General features: G+C 71.8%; 10 protein-coding genes. All 10 read right to left on the bottom strand.

Features of this window, described 5'->3' with window-relative positions; translation table 11 throughout:
- Positions 1-73: 73 nt before the first annotated feature.
- The 10 genes from VC184_RS09055 to VC184_RS09010 are packed head-to-tail and all read right to left on the bottom strand — an operon-like array spanning position 74 to position 20,270.
- On the bottom strand, positions 74-1,015 hold the full coding sequence (locus tag VC184_RS09055; RefSeq protein WP_274179563.1) for a quinone oxidoreductase family protein: 942 nt from the start codon (positions 1,013-1,015) through the stop codon (positions 74-76).
- 20 nt (positions 1,016-1,035) lie between these two features.
- The gene (gene hrpA / locus VC184_RS09050) at positions 1,036-4,989 is read right to left on the bottom strand and encodes an ATP-dependent RNA helicase HrpA (RefSeq protein WP_323985844.1); all 3,954 of its coding nucleotides are present in this window, start codon (positions 4,987-4,989) and stop codon (positions 1,036-1,038) included.
- A 31-nt stretch (positions 4,990-5,020) separates the two neighbouring features.
- Positions 5,021-5,803, bottom strand: coding sequence for a hypothetical protein (locus VC184_RS09045; protein ID WP_323985843.1), 783 nt, complete (start codon positions 5,801-5,803; stop codon positions 5,021-5,023).
- Positions 5,800-7,287 carry a protein kinase gene (locus VC184_RS09040; protein WP_323985841.1) on the bottom strand — a complete coding sequence of 496 codons (1,488 nt, stop codon included), beginning with the start codon at positions 7,285-7,287 and terminating at the stop codon, positions 5,800-5,802. The genes VC184_RS09045 and VC184_RS09040 overlap by 4 nt, the downstream gene beginning before the upstream one ends.
- Positions 7,280-8,134 (bottom strand): PP2C family protein-serine/threonine phosphatase, encoded by an 855-nt coding sequence (locus tag VC184_RS09035; RefSeq protein WP_269266044.1) that lies wholly within the window; start codon positions 8,132-8,134, stop codon positions 7,280-7,282. Before VC184_RS09035 ends, VC184_RS09040 begins: the two co-directional genes overlap by 8 nt.
- Positions 8,134-9,432 (bottom strand): FHA domain-containing protein, encoded by a 1,299-nt coding sequence (locus tag VC184_RS09030; protein WP_323985839.1) that lies wholly within the window; start codon positions 9,430-9,432, stop codon positions 8,134-8,136. Before VC184_RS09030 ends, VC184_RS09035 begins: the two co-directional genes overlap by 1 nt.
- A gap of 51 nt (positions 9,433-9,483) precedes the next feature.
- Positions 9,484-11,988, bottom strand: coding sequence for a transglutaminase domain-containing protein (locus VC184_RS09025; RefSeq protein WP_323985837.1), 2,505 nt, complete (start codon positions 11,986-11,988; stop codon positions 9,484-9,486).
- The gene (locus VC184_RS09020) at positions 11,985-13,340 is read right to left on the bottom strand and encodes a DUF58 domain-containing protein (protein ID WP_274179558.1); all 1,356 of its coding nucleotides are present in this window, start codon (positions 13,338-13,340) and stop codon (positions 11,985-11,987) included. Before VC184_RS09020 ends, VC184_RS09025 begins: the two co-directional genes overlap by 4 nt.
- On the bottom strand, positions 13,337-14,302 hold the full coding sequence (locus tag VC184_RS09015) for an AAA family ATPase (protein WP_323985835.1): 966 nt from the start codon (positions 14,300-14,302) through the stop codon (positions 13,337-13,339). Before VC184_RS09015 ends, VC184_RS09020 begins: the two co-directional genes overlap by 4 nt.
- Before the next feature lie 31 nt (positions 14,303-14,333).
- A complete protein-coding gene (locus VC184_RS09010) occupies positions 14,334-20,270 on the bottom strand; it encodes an Ig-like domain-containing protein (RefSeq protein WP_323985833.1) in 5,937 nt (1,978 codons plus the stop codon).
- Between the last annotated feature and the right edge of the window lies 1 nt (position 20,271).

Raw genomic sequence — 20,271 nt, 5'->3', positions numbered from 1 at the left:
GGCGCCCGCGCCGGCATCCTTCCGAGGATCGCCGGTGCGGGCGCCGCTTCGCTGTGGTCGGGGGAGCTGCCGGTCAGGGCAGGAGCGTGATCTTGCCCGGAGTGTGTGCGGCGACGAGACGGTGCGCCTCTGCAGCCTCGGCGAGGGGCAGTTCGGGTCCGAGCTCGACGCGGAAGGCGCCGGCGGCGAGCAGCGCCGCGGCCACCGGGATCGCCTCGGCCCGCCAGGCCACCTGCTGCTCGGTGAGCGGCTCGGGGCTTCCCCCGGAGAACGCGCGGATGCCGAGCCCCGCGGCATCTGCTCCGCGCACGATCGTCGCGATGCGGGAGCGGTCGGCGACCAGCTCGAGCGAGACGTCGAGCGCCTCGTCGGTGCCGGCGCAGTCGAGGGCCACGGTCACCCCCTGCGGGGCGGCCGCGCGGACACGGTCGGCGAGGCCGTCGCCGTACCCGACGGGCGTCGCGCCAAGATCGCGGACACGGTCCGAGCGGGCCTCGCTCGCCGTGGCGATGACAGCAGCTCCCCTCAGCCGGGCGAACTGGATCGCCGCCTGACCGACCGAGCCGCTGCCGCCGTGCAGCAGCAGGGTGTCGGCGGGTCCGACGTCGAGCGAGCGCAGCGACTGATACGCCGTCGCCACGGGGATGCCGAGAGCGGCGCCGACCGCGGGGGAGACCCCGGCGGGGAGCGGCGTCAGCTTGTCGGGCGTGACGACGATGTCGGTCGCATAGACACCGCTCGCCCCGAAGACCACGACCTCGTCCCCGACACGGAAGCCGTCGACATCCGCGCCGACCGCCGTGACAACGCCGGCGCCGTCATTACCGATGCGCCGCGGCTTCGAGATCCTCGCCGACGGCCGCAGGCCCGCCCGCAGCTTGTGGTCGATCGGGTTCACACCGGCCGCTGTCACGCGTACACCCACCTGACCGGGGCCCGGAGCGGGCACCTCGATGTCGCTGAGGGAGAGGACCTCGGGTCCGCCGAACTCGGAATACGTCACTGCGTGAGCCATGGGGCCACGCTACCGACTGATCAGCCCGTGCCGGCCAGCGTCTTCGTGATCCGCTGGATCGACACGGGCTCGGCGGTGCCGAGACGCTGTGCGAAGAGGCTGACGCGGTACTCCTCCAGCAGCCAGCGTGCGTGTCGCAGGTTCGGCGGAGCGTCGTCCGCTGGTGGGATCGTCCCGCCTGCTTCCGTGAACAGCGTCGCGGCGCGCTCGTACTCGGTGAGGCGCTGCCGGTCGCGTCCGGGGTTGTCGCTCAGGGACGACACCCGTTCGAGAGCGCCCTGGAGGTACCGCGGCAGGTGCGCGAGCCGGGACGTGCCGGTCCGTGACAGGAAGCCGGGGAACACCAGGCCGGCCAGTTGCTGCTTCACATCGCCGAGAGCGGCGAGCAGGACCATCGAGTTCTCCTTGCGGATCGCCCGCTCGACGTCGCGCTGAAGGGTGAGGATCCGCGCGCTCAGCGAGACGGTCTGGAACAGCTCCTCGACCACGGCCGCCGAGAACGCGGCGCGCACCGCCTGGAACTGCGCCGGCGTGCGGACGGATGCCGCGGTGCGGTCGATGACAGCATCCGCGACAGCGACACGCGCATCCTCGATGAGAGCCTTCGCCGACGCGTACGGGGATGCCGCGAGCGCGAGCTTCTCGGGCGCAGTGAGGTGGTCGAGGACGTACGTGGCCGGAGAGGGGACGGAGAGCAGGACGAGTCGCCTGACGCCCGCGCGGGTCAGGCGATGGGCCCGCTCGGGGGTCGCCTCGATACGCAGGGCGACGGATGCTCCCTCGTCGACGAGGGCGGGATACCCCCGCACGATGCCGCCGGCGACCCTGGTGTCGACGAGCTCGGGAAGATCGCCGAAGGTCCAGTCGGTCAGGCCGGTCTGCTCGACGATCCCGGTCCGCTGGTCGCCTTCCGGTCCGGCACCCGTCGGCGCGGCCGGTGACGCTGCGGCGGGCTGCGCGCCGGGACGCGGGGCGGCCTTCGCGAGGGAGCGGGCGACGGAGGCCCGGCTGCGGTTCGCGAGTCGCTGCTGCAGCTCGGCGAGATCGCGCGACGAGCCGAGCGGGCGCCCGCGCTCGTCGACGGCGCGGAAAGACATCGACAGGTGCGCCGGCACGCGTTCGAGGTCGAAGTCCGATGACGTGACCGGCTGATTCGCGACCCGCTGGATCTGCGCAGCGAGCGCGTCGCGCAGCGTCAGGGCGGGCAGGCCGTTCCGCGACTCGGGTCCATCGCCGGCGAGTTCCTCGGCGAACCGGGAAGCCCAGTCCGCGGCGGGCACGACGTGCCGGCGGATCGCCTTGGGGAGAGCACGCAGGAGGCCCGCGATCAACTCGTCGCGCAGCCCCGGCACCTGCCAGTCGAACCCGTCCGGGCGGAGCGAGGCGAGCAGCGCGAGGGGGACGACCACGCTGACGCCGTCGTCGGGCGCGCCGGGTTCGAAACGGTACGCGAGCGACAGCACCTGATCGCCCTGGCGCCAGCGCGCCGGGAAGGCGCGCTCGTCGCTTCCCGCGGCATCTCCGGCGAGGTCGCTCTCGGTCATGTCGAGCAGACGCGGCGTGCGGGCGCTGGCGTCGCGCCACCACGCTTCGAAGGATCGGACATCGAACACGTCGCGCGGGATGCGGGCGTCGTAGAACGCGAACACCGCTTCGTCGCCCACGAGGATGTCGCGACGCCGTTCGCGTTCCTCGATCTTCTCCAGGCGTCGCCGCAGCTCGAGGTTGCGGCGCTCGAACGCCGTCAGGCGCTTGTCGAGGTGCGCGGAGTTCCAGTCGCCCTCGACGAGCGCGTGCCGGAGGAACAGCTCGCGGGCGAGCTCACGGTCGCGCCCGGCCAGCTGCACTCGCCGGCGCGGCACGATCTCGACCCCGAAGAGGGTGACCTTCTCGGCGGCGACGGCGGCTCCGGCATCCTTCGACCAATGCGGATCGCTCATCGAGCGGTGCGCCAGATCTCCGGCGAGTTCTTCGGCCCAGGCGGGGTCGATCGCCGCCACCGTGCGGGCGTACAGGCGCGAGGTCTCGACGAGCTCAGCGGCCATCACGGCGTCCGGTGACGCCTTGCGCAGACCCGAGCCGGGGAAGATCGCGAACTTCGCGCCGCGGGCGCCGCGGTACTCGGCACGGGGGCGCTGGGGCTTGCCGCCGCCGCTTCGACCGGCCGCGGTCCGCGTGGCCGAGGTGCTCCGGGTGTCGAGAATGCCGATCTGCGAGAGGAGACCGGCCAGGATCGCACGGTGCACATGGTCGGGCTGCGCGGCGCCCGTCGTCGCGATGGGCTCGTCGCGTCCGCGCTTCCCGCGGTCGCGGTCTCCGCGGGCGAGCGCGCTCAGCTGGCGGTGGACGTCGAACCATTCCCGCACGCGGACGTAGTTCAGGTGTTCTGCGCGGCAGGTGCGGCGGAACGCGCTGGAACCGAGCTCGCGCTGCTGGTCCTGCAGGTGGTTCCACAGGTTGAGCAGCGTCAGGAAGTCGCTCGTCGGATCGGTGAACCGGGCATGCAGCCGGTCGGCTTCCTCGCGCCGCTCTTCGGGGCGCTCCCGCACGTCCTGAATCGACATGCCCGCCACGATCGCGAGGACGTCGCGCGTCACGCCGAGCGTGCGTGCCTCGACGAGCATGCGCGCGAAACGCGGATCGATCGGAAGACGCGAGATCTCGCGGCCGGTGTCCGTCAGGCGCCAGGCGCCCTTCTCGTCGCGGCGTACCGCCCGCAGCTCCACGAGCAGATCGAAGGCCGCCTTCACACCGCGGGAGTCGGGCGGGGTCAGGAACGGGAAGTCGGCGATGTCGCCGAACCCGAGCGCGAGCATCTGCAGCACCACCGACGCGAGCGATGTCCGCAGGATCTCCGGCTCGGTGAACTCGGGCCGCGAGATGAAATCGTCCTCGGCGTAGAGGCGGATCGCGATACCCGCCGAGGTTCGGCCGGCACGCCCGGCGCGCTGCTGCGCGGAGGCCTGCGACACGGCCTCGATCGGCAGCCGCTGGATCTTCGACCGGTTGCTGTAGCGCGAGATGCGCGCCGTTCCGGCGTCGACGACGTAGCGGATGCCGGGGACGGTGAGGCTCGTCTCGGCGACATTGGTCGCGAGGATGACCCGGCGCCGGACTCCGGCGACCCGCGAGGGCTCGAAGACGCGGTGCTGTTCCGCGGCGGAGAGCCGCCCGTACAGAGGGAGCACCTCGGTGGGGCGTGCGTCTTTCGCGTACGCGGAGCGCACGGCGTCCATCGCGTCGCGGATCTCCGCCTCGCCGGGGAGGAAGACGAGCACATCGCCGTCGGGCTCGCGGTCGAGTTCGCGCAGCGCCGCGATGAGCCCGTCGACATCGTCTGCGGTCGTCTCATCCTCGCCGTTGTCGTCGTGCGGCCGGTACCGCACCTCGACGGGGTAGGTGCGCCCCGAGACCTCGATGATCGGCGCGGGGGCGCCTTGGGCGTCGGCGAAATGCGCCGCGAAGCTCTCCGGATCGATCGTCGCCGAGGTGACGATGACCTTCAGGTCGGGGCGGCGGGGGAGGATGCGGCGCAGATAGCCGAGAAGGAAGTCGATGTTGAGCGAACGCTCGTGCGCTTCGTCGATGATGATCGTGTCGTACCGGCGCAGCATCCGGTCGCGGTGGATCTCGTTGAGCAGGATGCCGTCGGTGACCAGTGCCACTTGCGTGTCGGCGGAGACCTGGTCGGTGAACCGGACCTTGTAGCCGACGGCGCCGCCGAGGGGCACCTCCATCTCGGCGGCGATGCGCTCGGCCACCGTCCGCGCGGCGATCCGACGCGGCTGAGTGTGGGCGATGCTCGTGCGTCCGAGCTCGAGACAGATCTTCGGCAGCTGAGTGGTCTTGCCCGACCCGGTGGCACCCGCGACGATCACGACCTGGTGGTCTCGGATGGCGCGCGCGATCTCTTCCCGTGCCCCGCTGACGGGCAGCTCAGGCGGGAAGGAGATCACAGGGGCGGGCGAGGACACAGCCCTCCATCGTACGGCGCTGCGGCGCGGTTCAGGCCTGTTCGCTGCGGATCTCGTCGAGCAGTGGCAGATCTGCGGCGGTCACGAGGCGTGAGAGCACCGCGTGCTCGACGAGTCGCGCCCGCCGATTGGTGGCCAGCTTGCCCACGCCGCCGCGGAGGCCGCGCACGCCCTCACGGTCGAGCTTGTCGCAGACGTTGTCGAGCTTGCGGTTGAACGTCGTCAGCGGCCAGCCGAGACGCTCCGCCGCCGCAGCCGACGTCGGCACCTGGCTCGAGCCGACCATGCCTCCCCGGAGGATCGGCTCGCACAAGGCCAGCAGCAGCAGACGCTGGCTGGAGGTCAGCGCGACGGCGCCCACGGTCGTCGTGCCGACGTGGTCGTCCGTCGTGCGAGGAAAGCTGTCACGGACGGTGAATCGAGACCCGTCGGTGTGGACCGTCAGCTCGTAGGTGTACGCGCCGGCCGTGAACATGACCACGAGAGCGGGGAACACGAGGGGAACCCGCGCTCCCGGGCCGAGTACGGCCTGATAGGCGCCGTCGGGAGTGGCGAGACTGACGGAGATCGACTGTCCGATGTTCGACAGCCACCACAGGCCGTGCTCGGCATCGATGGCGAGCAGCCGACGGTGCAGGTACGGGTTCGTGTCGATGACGAGGTCGGCGTCGCGGCCGATCGCGTAGGTGGTCCCCGCGACCGGACGGAACCACTCGCCGCAGAACTCGATCGCGACGCTCTCGGCAGTCTCGCCGGCAGCGGCGCCCACCTCCTCGCGGTCGTGCTCGTCGGTGTCGTGCTCGATGGCTGTCATGCTCCTCCTCCGATGATCAACACGATGGCCGTCGCGGCGGCGCCGAGGAGGATGACCCCGGCCCCGACGACCGCGATGACCGTGCCGTTCCCGCGGCGCTTCGCGGCGGTCGCCGCGGGCTGGCGGACGGGCGCCTCCACGCGGACGCGCGCGACCTCCGGGACCTCGCGCGGCGCGCGGGCCCGGTAGCGCTCGCCGTCGGCATCCGGCCCGACTGCGAGACGATCGGTGTCGACGCGGCCGCGCACCACCTCATCACGCAGCGCTCGCCGCACGAGGGTCGTCGGCTCGCTGTCGGGACCAGCCAGGGGGAGGTCCTGCGGCGGCCGGGATCCCTGCGCGCCGGGGAGGGACCGCGACACCAGACGCGTGTGATCGTTGTCGGGGTCGCTGCTCCGGGCCGAAAGGACGGTGCGGTCGTCAGCCTCGGCGGCGCGACGGACGGCCAGAGCGGTGCGGTCGTCGTCGGGGCCGGTGCGCCGCGCGGCCAGCACGGTGCGCTCGTCGGAATCGTCGTCGACCGGGTCGCGGCGGCGTTCGGCGAGCACGGTGTGGTCGGGGGCGTCGTCGTCGCCTTCGGGTCGGCGCCGACTCGCCAGCACGGTGTGCTCGTCTGCGGGAGAGTGCCGCGTCGACAGCACGGTCCGCTCGTCCTCGTCGGGCGGAGCGTCCGCCGTAGCCGCAGCATCCTCTTCGACCGGCTCACGGACGTCGAGGTGCGTGACCGGGAGGTGACAGTCCGACTCGATGCGCTGCAGCTCGAGGCCGAACTCGGCGGCAGACGGACCTCGCCCCGCCTCCGTCGACTCGAGGGTCGCGAGGACGAGCGTCTCCAGTTCGGCAGGAACCGAGTCGACCCCCTCGAGCGGCGATGCCGTGTCGGCCACGGGGCGTCCCGTCAAGAGCTCGGTGGCCGCCGCGGCGAGGCCGTGCACATCGGTGGCTCGCGCACGAGGCGACAGGTCATGCCCGTCGCGAAGAAGCAGATCGTCACTGTCGAAGCCGATGATGGCGGGCCAGCCGTAATCGGTCGTCAGAACGTTCTCGATACGGATGCGGCCGTGGGCGATTCCGCTCCTGTGGGCGGTCTCGACAGCGCCGCAGAGGCGGACGAGCAGCCGGAGGGTCTCGGGCACGCTCATCGGACGCCGCGAGGCGGTCTCGGCGAGGGCAGCGCGCGAGCAGTACTCCATCACGAGGTACGGTCTGCCGTCGTCGGTCGTGTCAGCGGAGTGCACCGTCGCCGCGCTCGGATGCGTCGTCAGGGCGATCAAGCGCGCGGCGGCTGCGGCGAACGCCGTGCGCTCGCGCTCGCCGAGCGGATGGCGGAAGACCTTGACCGCTACCGGCTTCCTGCCGGCGGCATCCCGGTACAGGTGAACGTCCGCGCGGTCGCTCGACGACAGCACTCGGTCGGGGTTCCGGCCGTCGATGGCCGCAGGGACCGGGACCGGCGGGCGGGACCGACGACGCAGCTCAGCCATGGTCCGCTCGGCGGCGTCGAGAGCGCGCCGTGGCGACCTCGACCGTCGCGGTGACGGACTCGCTGTTCATGAAGCCGCCGGTCGTGTCCTCGAGCCGAGGACTGATGCCGCCGGCGACGACGTCCAGGACGATCGTGCTGATGTTGTCGCGGCCGCCGTGAGCCAAGGCCTGCGTGACGAGGGACTCCGCGGTCTGCGCGGGGGAGCCGCCCATCATGAGCCCCGCGCGAAGAGCCTCGTCGGAGAGCTCTCCGGTGAGCCCGTCGGAGCAGACGACGATGCGCTCACCGGTGACGATCGGGATGAGCCAGAAATCGGCGCGGCTGCGCTCGCCGCCGATCGCTCGGGTGATGACGTTCCGGCCCTCGTACGTCGACATCTGATCACGGGTCAGCTGCCCGGCATCCACGAGCTCCTGCGCGACCGAGTGGTCGATCGTCAACTGCTCGAGGCGCTCGGCGAGCAGACGGTAGACGCGCGAGTCGCCGACGTTGACGATGAGCCAGCGCCGCACCCCGCCCTGCTGCACGGCGACGACGCCGGACAGGGTCGAGCCCGCACCGCGGGAGGTTCCGGCGGCGACGACGGACACCGCGGAATGGGCCCGTTCGACAGCGTCGGCGACCTCCTCGGGGCGCAGGTCGTCGCGGCCCACGAGCGGCCGGAACACCTCGATGACCGCGGCAGATGCGCGATCGCCGGCATCATGTCCGCCCATGCCGTCGGCCACGACGAACACGGGGTACTCGGCCAGCAGAGCGTCCTCGTTCACCGACCGGCGGCGCCCCGTGTCGGTGCGGCTGCCGCTGGTCACATGGACGTCGATCGGAGGAGTGGCGGTGGTCATCAGGCCTCGGTGAGCTGGAGCTCGGCGTCGCCCAAGTGGAAGACGCCCGATACCGGCGTAGGCCCGGAAGCCTCGACATCGTCGGGACCGACGAAGACGCCGTTGGTGGACGCCAGGTCGGTGATCGTCCAGACCGTACCGGTGTGCTGCAACAGCGCGTGCGTCTTCGACACCGTGCGGGTGACATCGTCGATCGCGATGATCTGCGCGTCGGGCGCTGCGTCGGGGGCGACCGGGTTCCGGCCGAGGACGACGGCCGCAGCGGAGAGCGCGACGGACGACCCGTTCGGCAGACGGAGCGTGGCCTGCGGTCCGCGGCGGGCCGCGAGCACGGTGCGCTCATCGACATCCGCCTCATCGTCGACGGGCGCGGCCACCGGGGCGGCCACCGGGGCGGCCTGCGCGACCGGTGCCGCAACCGGCTGCGGTGCCGGCGAAGGCGAAGCCGTCGGAGCGGACCACGACTGGGGGGCCGGATCCGCAACGCCGGGCCCGGCGGGCGGAGGCGGCGGAGCCCAGGGGCTCGCGCTGATCGGCTCGGCTGCGGGGGCGGCGGGCGTCGGCACGCCGGGCGCGGCGTTCGACGGTGCGGCGCTCGCGGGAGCGAAGAGCGGCGGTGCCGGTGGCGCGGCCGGCGCGGGCGACGCGAGAGCGGCCGTGGCCGGGGCGGACGGGACACCGGCATCCGTCGGGGGACTGCGGAAGGGCGCCGGCTCGGCGGGCGCCTCGCGGCCGAGCCACCGGGCGGAACCCCACCCGACGACGCTCGCCCACACCGGGAAGAGCAGGGCGCCCAGCACGACGAACCCCGTGCCCAGGCCGAACCCGCGGCACAGGGAGCGCAGCATGCGGATCTGGATCACCAGCGCGAAGGCGAGGAAGCCCAGCCAGATGAGAGCGGGCACGACCGCCGCGGCAGCCAGGGCGCCGGCGGCGCTGCCCGCGTCGCCGCCGAAGCCGGCGTTGAGGGCGATCCCGGCGAAAACCCCGGCGACGACCCCCGAGATGATCGTGACCAGCACGGCACCGCCTGCCAGCACCGCCGCCCACCAGCCGCGCATTCCGGCGAGGACGTAGAGCTCCCAGAAGTTGAGCACCGGGACCCACGCCCGCCAGGGATCGACACCGGTCTTGCGGAACACCGCCGTCAGCGCGAGCGCGGTCCACACATAGATGCCGATGCCGAGCACCACCTGGACGATTCCGAGCGCCGCGAACGCGCCCGAGGGCCCGCCGTTCCCACCGCCGAGCGCCATGACGGTCGTCGCAGCGTCGATCGTGAAGCCGTGTGCCTTCACCTGTTCTCCTGCCCTCGAGCGCGGTGCATCCCGCGCGTGCCGCGTGCCACCTTATCGATCCCGTCGGCTGCGCGGCAGTCGTTGCGCACGGCTGATGCGACGTTCCCGTCGCATCAGCGAACGCAGCGACACCCGCGCGCGCAGCCGAGCCCAGAAGCTCAGCCCCTCGTCGAGCCGCGAGCGCTCCGACTCGACGATCCGCCAGAAGCGATCGGCGTCGTCCTCATCGGGCGGTGCGACATCGAACACGGAACGGTCCGCGAGCGTCGCCAGCTCGGCTGCTCCGGCCGAACCGCCGTACGCCGTGACGAGCTCGTGCCGCGTCCGTGAGCCGGGGCCGGGGAGACCGTGGTCGACCGCGGAATCGACGAACTCCTGCCAGCCGCCGGTGAATCGCGCGACCGGGTCGGTGCTCGTGCGGCGACCGCGGCGCCGCGCAAGCTTGACCAGCACGATGAGCGCGAACGGTCCGAAGAGCAGCAGCAGGACGAGCAGCGAGACCCCGCCGATGCGAAGCGCCGTCCACAGGGCGGTGAGGTCCTGCGAGGTTGCGGAATCGTCGTTCGGACTCCGCCCGCCGTCGCTCGGATTGGCGTCGGCGGGCTGCACCGTCTCGGCCTGCTCCTGTCGCACGTCGGTCGGGATCTTCGGGTCCTGCCGCTGCTGCGTATCGGGAGAGGGGAACACCGCGTGCTGGGGAGTGACGTCGACGGCAACCCACTCGGGGCCGACGCCGCGTACCTCCAGCCAGGCCGAGACGTCGCCTGCCGCGCAGACCCCCTCGTCACAGGTCGTGAGCGTGTCGTCGGTCGAATCCAGCCGCGCGCCCACGACGATCCGGGCGTCGAAGCCGAGCCGATCGGCGATCATCATCGCCGCCACGGCGAACTGCTCGTCGTCGCCGACCGCGGCGACCAGCGCCGCGTCGTCGTCACCGCCCACCTCGTCCTCGCGTGCGAGGAGATCCGCGAAGAGCTGGTCGATGCGATCGGTGGAGTGCCCGGCCCGGCTCGGCTGGAACGCGTAGTCGCCCAGCTCGGCAGTCCACGCCGGCGGTGCCGCCGGATCGATCGTGAGCGCATGGCTGAGGAAGCCCCGTGCGCGCAGCAGCTCCACGAGCTGTTCGAGGCCGGCGCCTCCGGACCCGCTCGCGTGCTCGTCCACCCACCGCACGAGAGTCTCGGGCACGACATCCTCGCTGAGCGTCGGACCCGATCGTGCCGGCTCAAGCGAGCCGAGAGTCGGCGGATCCTCGCGATACGCGGTGCCCTGTCGGTACTCCGCCCCGGGCGCGAGCCCCGGCGGGGCCAGCTGGACCCCCGCGGCCGTCTCGGCGTTGTAGTAGAAGCCGTCGGCGAGGGTTGCGGCATCCGATCCGTCGAAGTCGACCGAGGTGACGGCGCCGAGCGTCGGCATCCAGACCTCGTTCCACCCCTCGATGACGATGCGCCCGGCACCGGCCGCGGAACCGGGGTCGGCAGGCAGCGCCGACGGAACCCGGGTGAAGGAGGAGCGCGCGTCACCCGGCGCCGCGGCGGGGTCGACGACCCGGGCCGACCGGCCGTCGTAGTACGGCAGCGTGGCCAGGCGCACGCGGTCGACACCCGCCGGCGCGGCCACACGGAACATCGTCTGGTCGAACCGGTCGTCGCCGAACCAGGTGCGGTACTGCCCGAGGGGGCTCAGCTCGGCGGCGATCTCGAGTCGCGGGTCGACCTCGGCTCGCAGAACGTCGCGCGAGGTGCCGGCGAGCGCCCACGGCGCGACGACGGTCGCCGCGACCAGCCCGACGGCGACCATTCCCGCCGCGGTCGCGGCGCGGCCGGCGAGCCCTCGGATGGGGCGGTTTCCGCTCCGTACCCCCGTCGCGGCCGTCGCGGCCGCTATCGCGCGTCGGCGATCCGCCGTGGTGCGCCACACGATCGCGACGAGAGCCATCACGAGCGCGGCCATTCCGACCAGCGCCTCCCGGCTCAGCGACACCGGCCCGACGCTCAGGCCCGGCATCGGTGCGGTGGCGCCGAAGGCGATTCCGAAGACGGTCGGGAGGAGTGTCGTGACGACGGCCAGCGGCCACCATCGTCCGCCCCGCCACGCGATCGAGAGGGCGAGCACCGTCGCAGCGAGGAAGACCAGAAAGGCCGGTGCGAGTGTCGCCTGGTAGCTGCCGAGCGGCAGCTCGAGCGTCAGCAGGTCCTTCCATCCGGTGACCGGGGCCGTCACGACTCCCCGCAGTCCCTGAAGGGCCTGAGACACCGAGCCGAGCGAGCCGGGGGCCGCGAGCGGGAGGCCGAGGACGACGTACGTCGCGATCGTCGCGAGCGCGAGCCACCAGCCGTTCAGGCGCCAGCGCAGGCCGGCTGCTGCGAGGGCCGTCCCCGCGAGCATCGCGGCGACGACGACGATGACGAACGCGGCGCTGCGATAGATCGGCCAGGCCGCGAGAGCGCCCACGGAGATCACGAGCAGGAGGACCGCGGCCTGCGCGATGAGGAATCGCCACGCGGTTCGGGGGGTGCGTCGAGCCCGCAGGTCGCGCCGTGCCGGGGCGCTCACGACTGCGCCGCCCGCGACAGCAGCTGACGGAGGTCGTCGAGGAGCCCGATGGAGAGCACCGACATCGACCCGAGGGCCTTGAAGCCGGGCTCGGCCTCGAGTGAGCAGGTCACCGCGATGACCCCGACGTCGGCGGGGAAGGCCAGCGCGGCGGACTGCAGCTGCGCGGCGGTCAGGGTCGAGCCGCAGACGAGGAACGCGATCGACACGTCGGGGTGGCTCTCCGCAGCGAGCGACGCGGCATCGCGCAGGGGGCTGACATGCTCGATGCGGTCGAGCCCGGCGAGGTCGTCGAGCAGCGTGCGGGTCGTGATGGTGGTGAGCTCGCGGATGGTGCGGATGCGCCGACGTGCGAACTCGGGCACCTCGCCGCCGACGACGACGTCTACGTCGCGGCCGTCGCGGATGCCGCGGATGCCGAGTGAGGCGGCGGCGCTGACGGCGAGCTCGAACTCCTCGTCGGAGGCGTACTCGTCGTCACCGACCGCGAGGGCGATGACCATACGACTGCGCCGGGTCTCCTCGTACTGGCGCACCATGAGGGTGCCGGTCTTCGCCGTCGACTTCCAGTGGATCTGGCGCTGCGAGTCACCGGCGACATACGGCCGGATGGCATGGAAGGAGAAGTCCGCGTCGACGACGGTGCGCGACGCGCTGCCCTCGAGATCGCGGATGTAGCCGGTCGTGGTGCTGCGCAGCGTGGTGGTGACGGGGTGGATGTAGAGCGTGTGCACGTCGTCCCACGTCCCCTCCCGCTTGAGGATGCCGAGGGGGTCGCCCCGCACGGTGCGAGCGGGGCCGACCGTGATGATGCCGCGCCGGTGCGTCGGCACCACGACCTGTTCGGTGTGGGTGTGTCCGTGGCGCAGCAGGGGAACGTGCACATCGACGATGCCGTCGCCCACCGGGACGTCGATGCGACCGGGCAGGGCGGGCGCTGTGCCGACGTTGGTCACGACGAGCGTCCCCTCGACCTGCGTTCCGGCGACGACCCGGTCGTGCTCGAGCTGCAGGTCGACCTGGTAGGCGCGTGCGCTGAAGAGGAAGGGCACCGACAATGCGAGGAGCACGAGGGCCGCCACACCGGCGGCGGCGAGCTCCATGAGACCGAGCGGCAGTCCGACACCGAGCCCGACGACAGCGGTGATGACCATGAGCCACCCGGCCACCGTGACCGTCTCGGAGATCCATCGCGCCGTGGCCGTGGCTGCGCGTCGCAGACGCCGCCACGATTGCACGCCGCGCACCGCGAGCACGGTGGTGCGGCCGGTCGTGCCGAACCGCGTGCGCGCGAAACCCGTGCCCTCCGAGAAGGAGGTGCGGGTGAGGCGGGACTCGGTGTCGAAGCTCACACGGTCTCTCTCTGGCTGGGCGGCACCGTGTCGAGGAGCACCTGCCCGATGACGGCGCCGGCCGTCACACCGTCGAACTCGGCCTCGGGGTCGAGGATCAGCCGGTGCGCGAGCACCGGCTCGGCGAGGGCCTTCACGTCGTCGGGCGTGACGTAGCTGCGACCGTGGGCGATCGCCCAGGTCTTCGCCGCCTTCGTCAGCGCGATCGCGCCGCGGACGCTCACCCCGAGGCGCACTTCGGTGGCGAGGCGGGTGGCCTCGATCAGACGGGCGATGTAGTCGAGGACGAGCGCGTCGAGGTAGACCCCGCGCGCGATGTCGGCCATGCTCACGACGCCCTGGGGGGTGATGACGGGCGAGACCTCGCGGCGGGTCTCGGCAGCGCCCTCGAGGATGCGCACCGTTGCCGCGTGGTCGGGATACCCGAGTGTCGTCTTCATCAGGAAGCGGTCGAGCTGCGCCTCCGGCAGCCGGTAGGTGCCCGCCTGCTCGACGGGGTTCTGCGTCGCGACGACGAGGAAGGGCACACCCACCCGGCGGCTGACGCCGTCGACGGTGACCTGGCCCTCTTCCATGACCTCCAGCAGCGCCGACTGCGTCTTGGGCGAGGCGCGGTTGATCTCGTCGGCGAGCACGACGTTGGCGAAGATCGGACCCTGGTGGAACTCGAACTCGCCGCGGCTCTGGTCGTAGACCGTGATGCCGGTGACATCGCCGGGCAGCAGGTCGGGGGTGAACTGGATGCGGCTGCTCGTGCCCTGCACGGTCTGCCCCATGGCGCGGGCGAGCGAGGTCTTGCCGGTGCCGGGGTAGTCCTCCAGCAGCAGGTGTCCCTCGGAGACCATCGCGGTGAACGCGAGCTCGATGACATGCCGCTTGCCGAGGACGACCTTGTCGACGTTGTCGACGAGCGTCGCGAACGTCTCCTGGAACCAGGAGGTCTGCTCCGGTGTGATGCTCATGGGGTCCTCTCGCTTCGCCGTGCGGCGGGGGTCAGGGGGTGCCGTCGCCGGCACCGCCGGCGGGGTCGGTGGGAGTCGGTTCCGGTGCGGCGATCTGCTCGCAGGTGCGTTCGAGGGTGAGCTTCTGCAAGCTGGACAAAGGCCCCGCCCACGTGATCGTGTAACGGTTGCTTCGTACCGCGCCCGTGCCGCCGACGGCCTCGGAGGCCACCGAATACGTGCCCGACGGGAGACCGGGCGGATTCCAAGCCGGAACCGACGTCTGATCCGAACGGCACGACGGTAGCGAGTTCGCGGACACCTGAACCGGGAAGGAAGCCGTGGACGACGCAGGACCGATGGGTGAAGCATCCGAGCAATTGGTCGGGTAGCCGAGGAACGTGTCGCACCACTGTCCCGACCAGCCAGTCACCGGTCCGTTGTAACTCGGCGCGAAGTCGCGGGCCGGGTTGCCACCCTGCAGCAGGCGGAACTGCGCGTCGTCAAACGGGGGGTTGGTCGGCTGATTGAGCCGGGCGTCATAGGTGTACGTCGTCCCATCGCCGTTCGGCCGCGTGTTCACGGAGAACGTGATCCCGTCCGGCGCCTCGACGTTGCCGACGGGACGCGCAGAGATCTCGGCGCCGGTGACGCCGAAGCCCTTCTTGCCGTTGAACGTGTGCTCAGCGCATGCCCACACCGTCTTGCGTTTGAACGCCTGCGCTTCGAACTGCTGACTCGTCGCCGAACCGGTGGGCACGCATGCGTCGGCCGAGACGTCGCTGAAGCCGATGAGGGTCTGCGTCCCATCGCCGTTCGAGGTCACCGATGCGGTCACGCGCATCGAGTTCGACGTGTTGGTCTCCGACAGGGTCAGGCCCGGGGCCCCGACTCCGTGCGCCGTCACGGCACGCGACTGTCCTTCGCTCGAGCCCGCCGCGATGGGAGGCAGGTCGAAGGTCGTCAGCGGCGTCGCAGTGAGCGTGGTCGCGGAGTTGGAGCCGACGTCGTAGTTCGTGAAGGTCGCGGTACCGCCGACCACCGGACGCGTGTCCGATCCCTGGCGGCCGCCGGTCAGTCGGACGCTGCCGGTCGTGGCGTCGAGTCCTGTCACCGTGATCGTCGCGCGGCCGCCGTCGCGGCCGTTGGGCACCGGCTCGAACGACGAGCCGGCGGGCTGTGCCGGCGGGCGGTAGGCCCAGGCCTGCGCGCGGACGGTCGAGCGCGATTCGCCGACCGAACTGTACGCGCGGGCCTCGTAGGTGATCTTCTCGCCGACGGGCGCGGAGATCGGCGAGCACGACCCGGAGGCTGGGCACGTGGCGACCTCGCGACCGTCCGCCGTGATGCGGTAGCCCTGGACCGCGGGGTAGGAGCCGCCGTCGGAGGTCACACGCAGGCTCACCGAGTCGCCGGTGTACGCGGTCCACTCCATGCGGGCGGGATTCGCCGGAAGGCCTTGCAGGTCGAGGATGACCTGTCCGTTGCGGGCACCGCTGGACTGCCGCCCCTGCGCGTCCTCGACGGTGAAACTCCCCGTGCACTCGGCCGCGCCCGGCGCATCCGAGCTCCACGTCGCGCGCACCGCGGTGTCGCTCGCCCGGGAGAAGGACACCCCGGTGCAGTTGCCAGGGCCGCTGGCTCCGACAAGCCGCAGCGGAGTGCCGGGCAGCGGGTTGACCTCGCCGGCGCCGCCGATCACTTCGATCGTGCACGAGGTCGCGCCGCCGGACTGCGAGCAGGTCTGCACCGCCGACCCGCCCTTGGGGAGCGTCGACGGTGCCGGACCGACGGTCAGGAGGAGGTTCGCCGGTGCGGCGTCGGAGTGACTCGGGAGCGAGATCGCGACCGGTTCCTGGCGGCCGGGGCGCGCGGTATCCGCTGCCGTCACCGTCGCCGTGTTTCCGTCGACTGTGACGGTGAACTGGTCGCCGCCGTACGAACCGGCGTAGCGGACCGACTCCCAGTCGGCGCGGCCGGCCCACTGGACCATCTGCGCGAGGTCGTAGGTCTGCGTCGATCCGGGACTCACGGTGAGCGACGCGCTCCGCAGAATCGGCTGCGGGATCTCGGCCTCGACGGTCACGCGGAGCGTCAGGAACGTCGGGACGTCTTGCGTGCTCAGCCGCGCCGGCACGATGCAGCTGTCGGTCCACGGTGCACCGGCGCCCGCGGTGTAACGGATCGTGGTGCCCGATACGACGCTGCAGACGGCTTCGCCGCGCGCGCCGCCCGTGCGGATGCCGTCGTCGATGACCAGGGTCGCGCCGCGGGGCACGCGCACCGCGTCGGCGAGGTCGACCTCGACGCTTTCCTTCTCGCGCACCTGCAGGGGCGGGTAGCCTTCACGCAGCGCGAGCCGGACGTCGGCCTCACCGGGCACACGGAGGAATCCGTAGGACGTGACCTCGGTGCCGTCGAAGGCGGTTCCGGTGACCTCGAAGGGGATGAGGCGTGATCGCTCGGGCAGCTCACCCGAGATCTTCCAGCCGTCGACGTCGAGATCCGTCGGTTCGCCCCAGAGCGAGAGACGCAAGCCCGAGGCGTCGCCGGTGTTCCACGACACCTGTCCGTCGAGGACATCGACGCCCTGCGGGAAGTCCTCACGGTTCTCGAGCGTCAGCACGGTGTCGCGCACGACGGGATAGTCGGGAACCGGCTCGCGCACCGTCTTGACGACGATAAGTCCGATGGCGGTGTCGCCGCGCTCGTTCCTCACGGTGTAGGTGTACGAGAAGGTGCCGAGCACGTCGCCGGCCCGCAGCGTCACGGCGCCGTTGTCGACGGTTCCGATCAGGCTCTGCAGGGTCTCGTACTCGCTCGAGCCTTCCTGAGCGTTGGGGGCGACGCCGATCAGCTCGAGGTCGCTCCCCGCGGGATCGATGTCGTTGTCGGTGGGCCGCACGACCGCCGTGCTCTCGGCGCCGACCTGCACCTGCAGGTAGTCGCTGTAGGTGACCGGGCTCGGGTCGGTCTGCGTGTCGATGACACCGACGCGGACATCCGCGGTGCCGGTCGCGCCACTGGGGTCCCGGACGGCGTACGGGAACCTGACCTGACCGCTGAAGCCGTCCGGGCTCGTGTAGATGATGGCCGAGCCGTCTGCGGAGATCGTCGCCGACCCCTGCTCGGGCTGCGCGACGATCCGATCGAGCACGACGGGGTCGCCGTCGGGGTCGACCGCGTAGCCGTCGAGGGGGATGCTGACCGATTGCCCGCTGAGGACACGGCCGACGAGCGTGCGCGGGAGCGGAGCCTGATTCGACTCGTCGCCCACGACCGTGACCGTCACGCGGGCCGTATCGGTGACCTCGGGGAAGCCCAGCCGGAAGACCGTGTAGGTCAGCGCGTACGTCCCGGCCTGCTCGGGCGCGAGATAGCGCAGCAGACGGCTGGTGGCGAAGGCGAGTCCGCCGCCGGTCTCGTTCACGATCGACGACGGGTCGATCGCGATGAGCGCGCCCGACGGGGCGGTGTCGTTCGCGAGCACGGGGATGTCGATCTGCGTGCCCGCTCGCACCGTCACAGCATCGTCGACCGCGATGGGAGGCTCGGCGCTGGCCGAGGGCAGCAGGACCACGGTGAGCTCGCCCTGGGCTGTCGCGGCTGCACTGCCGGTCCCGTCCGAGACGGTGTACCGCACGACGCCGAGGCGCCCCGGCTCTCCCGAGTCGGTCGTCCCGCTGACCCGCAGCAGGCTCTGCCCGACCAGGTCGACGCCCAACGATGCGAAGGGATCGCTCTCGGGGCGGATGTCGCTGAGCAGCAGCACCGAACCGGCGGGGTTCGACACCGCCGCGGCGACGTCGATGGTCGCGTCCTCGTTCGGCCGCACGAACGCCGTGAGAGGCGGGGTCGTGATGCCCGCGGATTCGGGCGCGAGCATCGTGACGCGCACCATCGCGGTGGCCTCTGTCAGCGAATCCCGCACGTTGTACTGCACGAGATATGAACCGGGGGCCGAGGCGGTCACGACCATGCTGAGGGCGGCGGGGTTCGCCGCCGCCGTCGTCTGCGCCTCGTTGAGCGGCACGACGCCGGTGAGGGAGACCGGCCCGGCGGCGCCGGCGACGTACGGCGCCACGGACACATCCAGGGGCTCACCGACGACTCCCGTAACGGCGAACGACTCAGCCGTGAGCTCGGGCGTCGGGGTCACGGTGATCGTGAGCGGCTGCGTCACCGTCGCTCCGCGCGCGTCGGAGACCGTGACCGTGATGGTCACGGCCAATCCCTCCGTCGTGTTGGGATCGGGATGCTGGTAAGTGAGCGTCCCCTCGGGCGACGTCGTCACGGTTCCCACGCCGGTGTCGTTGGTCGCGCCGGCGAGGAAGACCGGATCGCCCTCCGGATCGACCCAGCCCTCGAGCAGCTCCGCTGAGACGGTTCCGCCGGGAGCCACCGTGAGCGATGGCCACGTCGCGAGGCATCCCTCGACGCCGCACCACACCGGCGGGCTGTTCTGATCGTCGGGGACGACCGTGAGGGTGACGGTGGCGACCTCGGAGAGCAGGCCGTCGGCGGCAGTGCCGTCGGTCACGCGGTAGCGGAGCGTCGCCGTGCCGGAGGCCTCGGGGGAGACCGCGACCGTCAGCTGCTGCTGCGCGCCCGTGATGGACGCCGTGCCGAATGCCGGATCGAGGTTCTCGAGCGAGGCCGGGTCGATGCTCAGCACGTCCTCGTTCGGGTCGTGGTCGTTGAGCAGGACGGGCAGGAGCGTCACCGAGCCGGCGCGGACGCCGAACGCGTCGTCGACGGCCACCGGCGGCTTGGGGTCGACCACGCGCTCCGAGGTGGCATCATCCTGCTGCTCGACCTCGACTTGGCGATCGAGGTCCCACTGCTGCGACGATGCGATGAGGGCCCCGTCCGGGACGTTCCACACCCAGCCGGAGCGGCGATCGTTGAGTGCGAGCCTGGTGCCGTTTCCGACGAATGCCGGGTCGACGTTGTCGCCGATGTCAGCGCCCCGGTAATCCAGGTCGGTCACGGCGCCGGGATCGGCGCTCGACCAGAGCGAGCCGGCGGATTCACCGTCGCCGAGCCACGCGGCGTACACCGTCGTGTCGAGCACGGCCGGCTTGGCCGGGGTGCCGGCGCCGGGGCGGTCGAGCACCCGCGATGCGGTGCCGCCGGAGATATCGACGGCCACGACGCCCTCGGCGTCGGCGACGTAAGCCCGGTCTCCCTCGGGAGCGGCATCCTGCAGCCGCGCGCCGGTGGCGAGGTCGGTCGTGATGGGCTCGTCGCGGCCGCGCAGCCAGACGTCGCCGGTCGCTTCGTCGAGGAGCACCCAGCGGGTTCCGACGACACTGAGCTGCGCCGTCTCGAGCTCCGCCGGTCCGGTGTCTTCGCCGAAGATGCTGCCCGTGCGCGAGTCGGCGCGGACCACACGACCCTCGTCGGCCGAATAGGCGTACACCACGCCTGCCGCGTCGACGGCGACGGCGGTAGCGACGAAGCGGGGCCGCTCCTCGCCCTCGGGCACCTCGGCGTCGGCGTACGGATCGATCGGGATGCCTTCGCCGCCGCCGGACAGGCTCGACCCGAACACGGCGCCGGCGTCCGTCCGGTACGCGATCGCGTCGCCGGTCACGGCGATGTCGGCGGTTCCCGGAGGCGTCGGGGTGAAAGCGTCCTCCGCGTCGTCCGTGAGGTCGGCGGGACGCCCCATGTCGACATCGGAGAACTGGGAGGCGCCGTCGCTGTAGACGAACAGACGGTCCGTCGTCTGCGCGACCGCACTGCCGTTGTCGACCTGCTTCACGGTGTCGATCTCGCCGAGCTCGAGGTTGACACGGGCGTATCCGCTGCCGGCGCCGTTCTGCAGCGCCCACACGGTCGGGTCGTCGGGCGGCGTCTGCTGCGCGTCGTATCCGGGCCACACGACCGCCAGGGCCGCCGTGACCGCGAGGACCGCCGTCACGGCGCCCGCGGCGATCCAGGTGGTCCGGCGCACGCGGGGTCGCGTGCTCTCGCGCCGCGCCATC

Origin of the sequence: Microbacterium plantarum (assembly GCF_035231185.1) — a bacterium.
GTDB lineage: Bacteria > Actinomycetota > Actinomycetes > Actinomycetales > Microbacteriaceae > Microbacterium > Microbacterium plantarum.
This window is presented reverse-complemented; position numbering and strand designations above follow the sequence as displayed.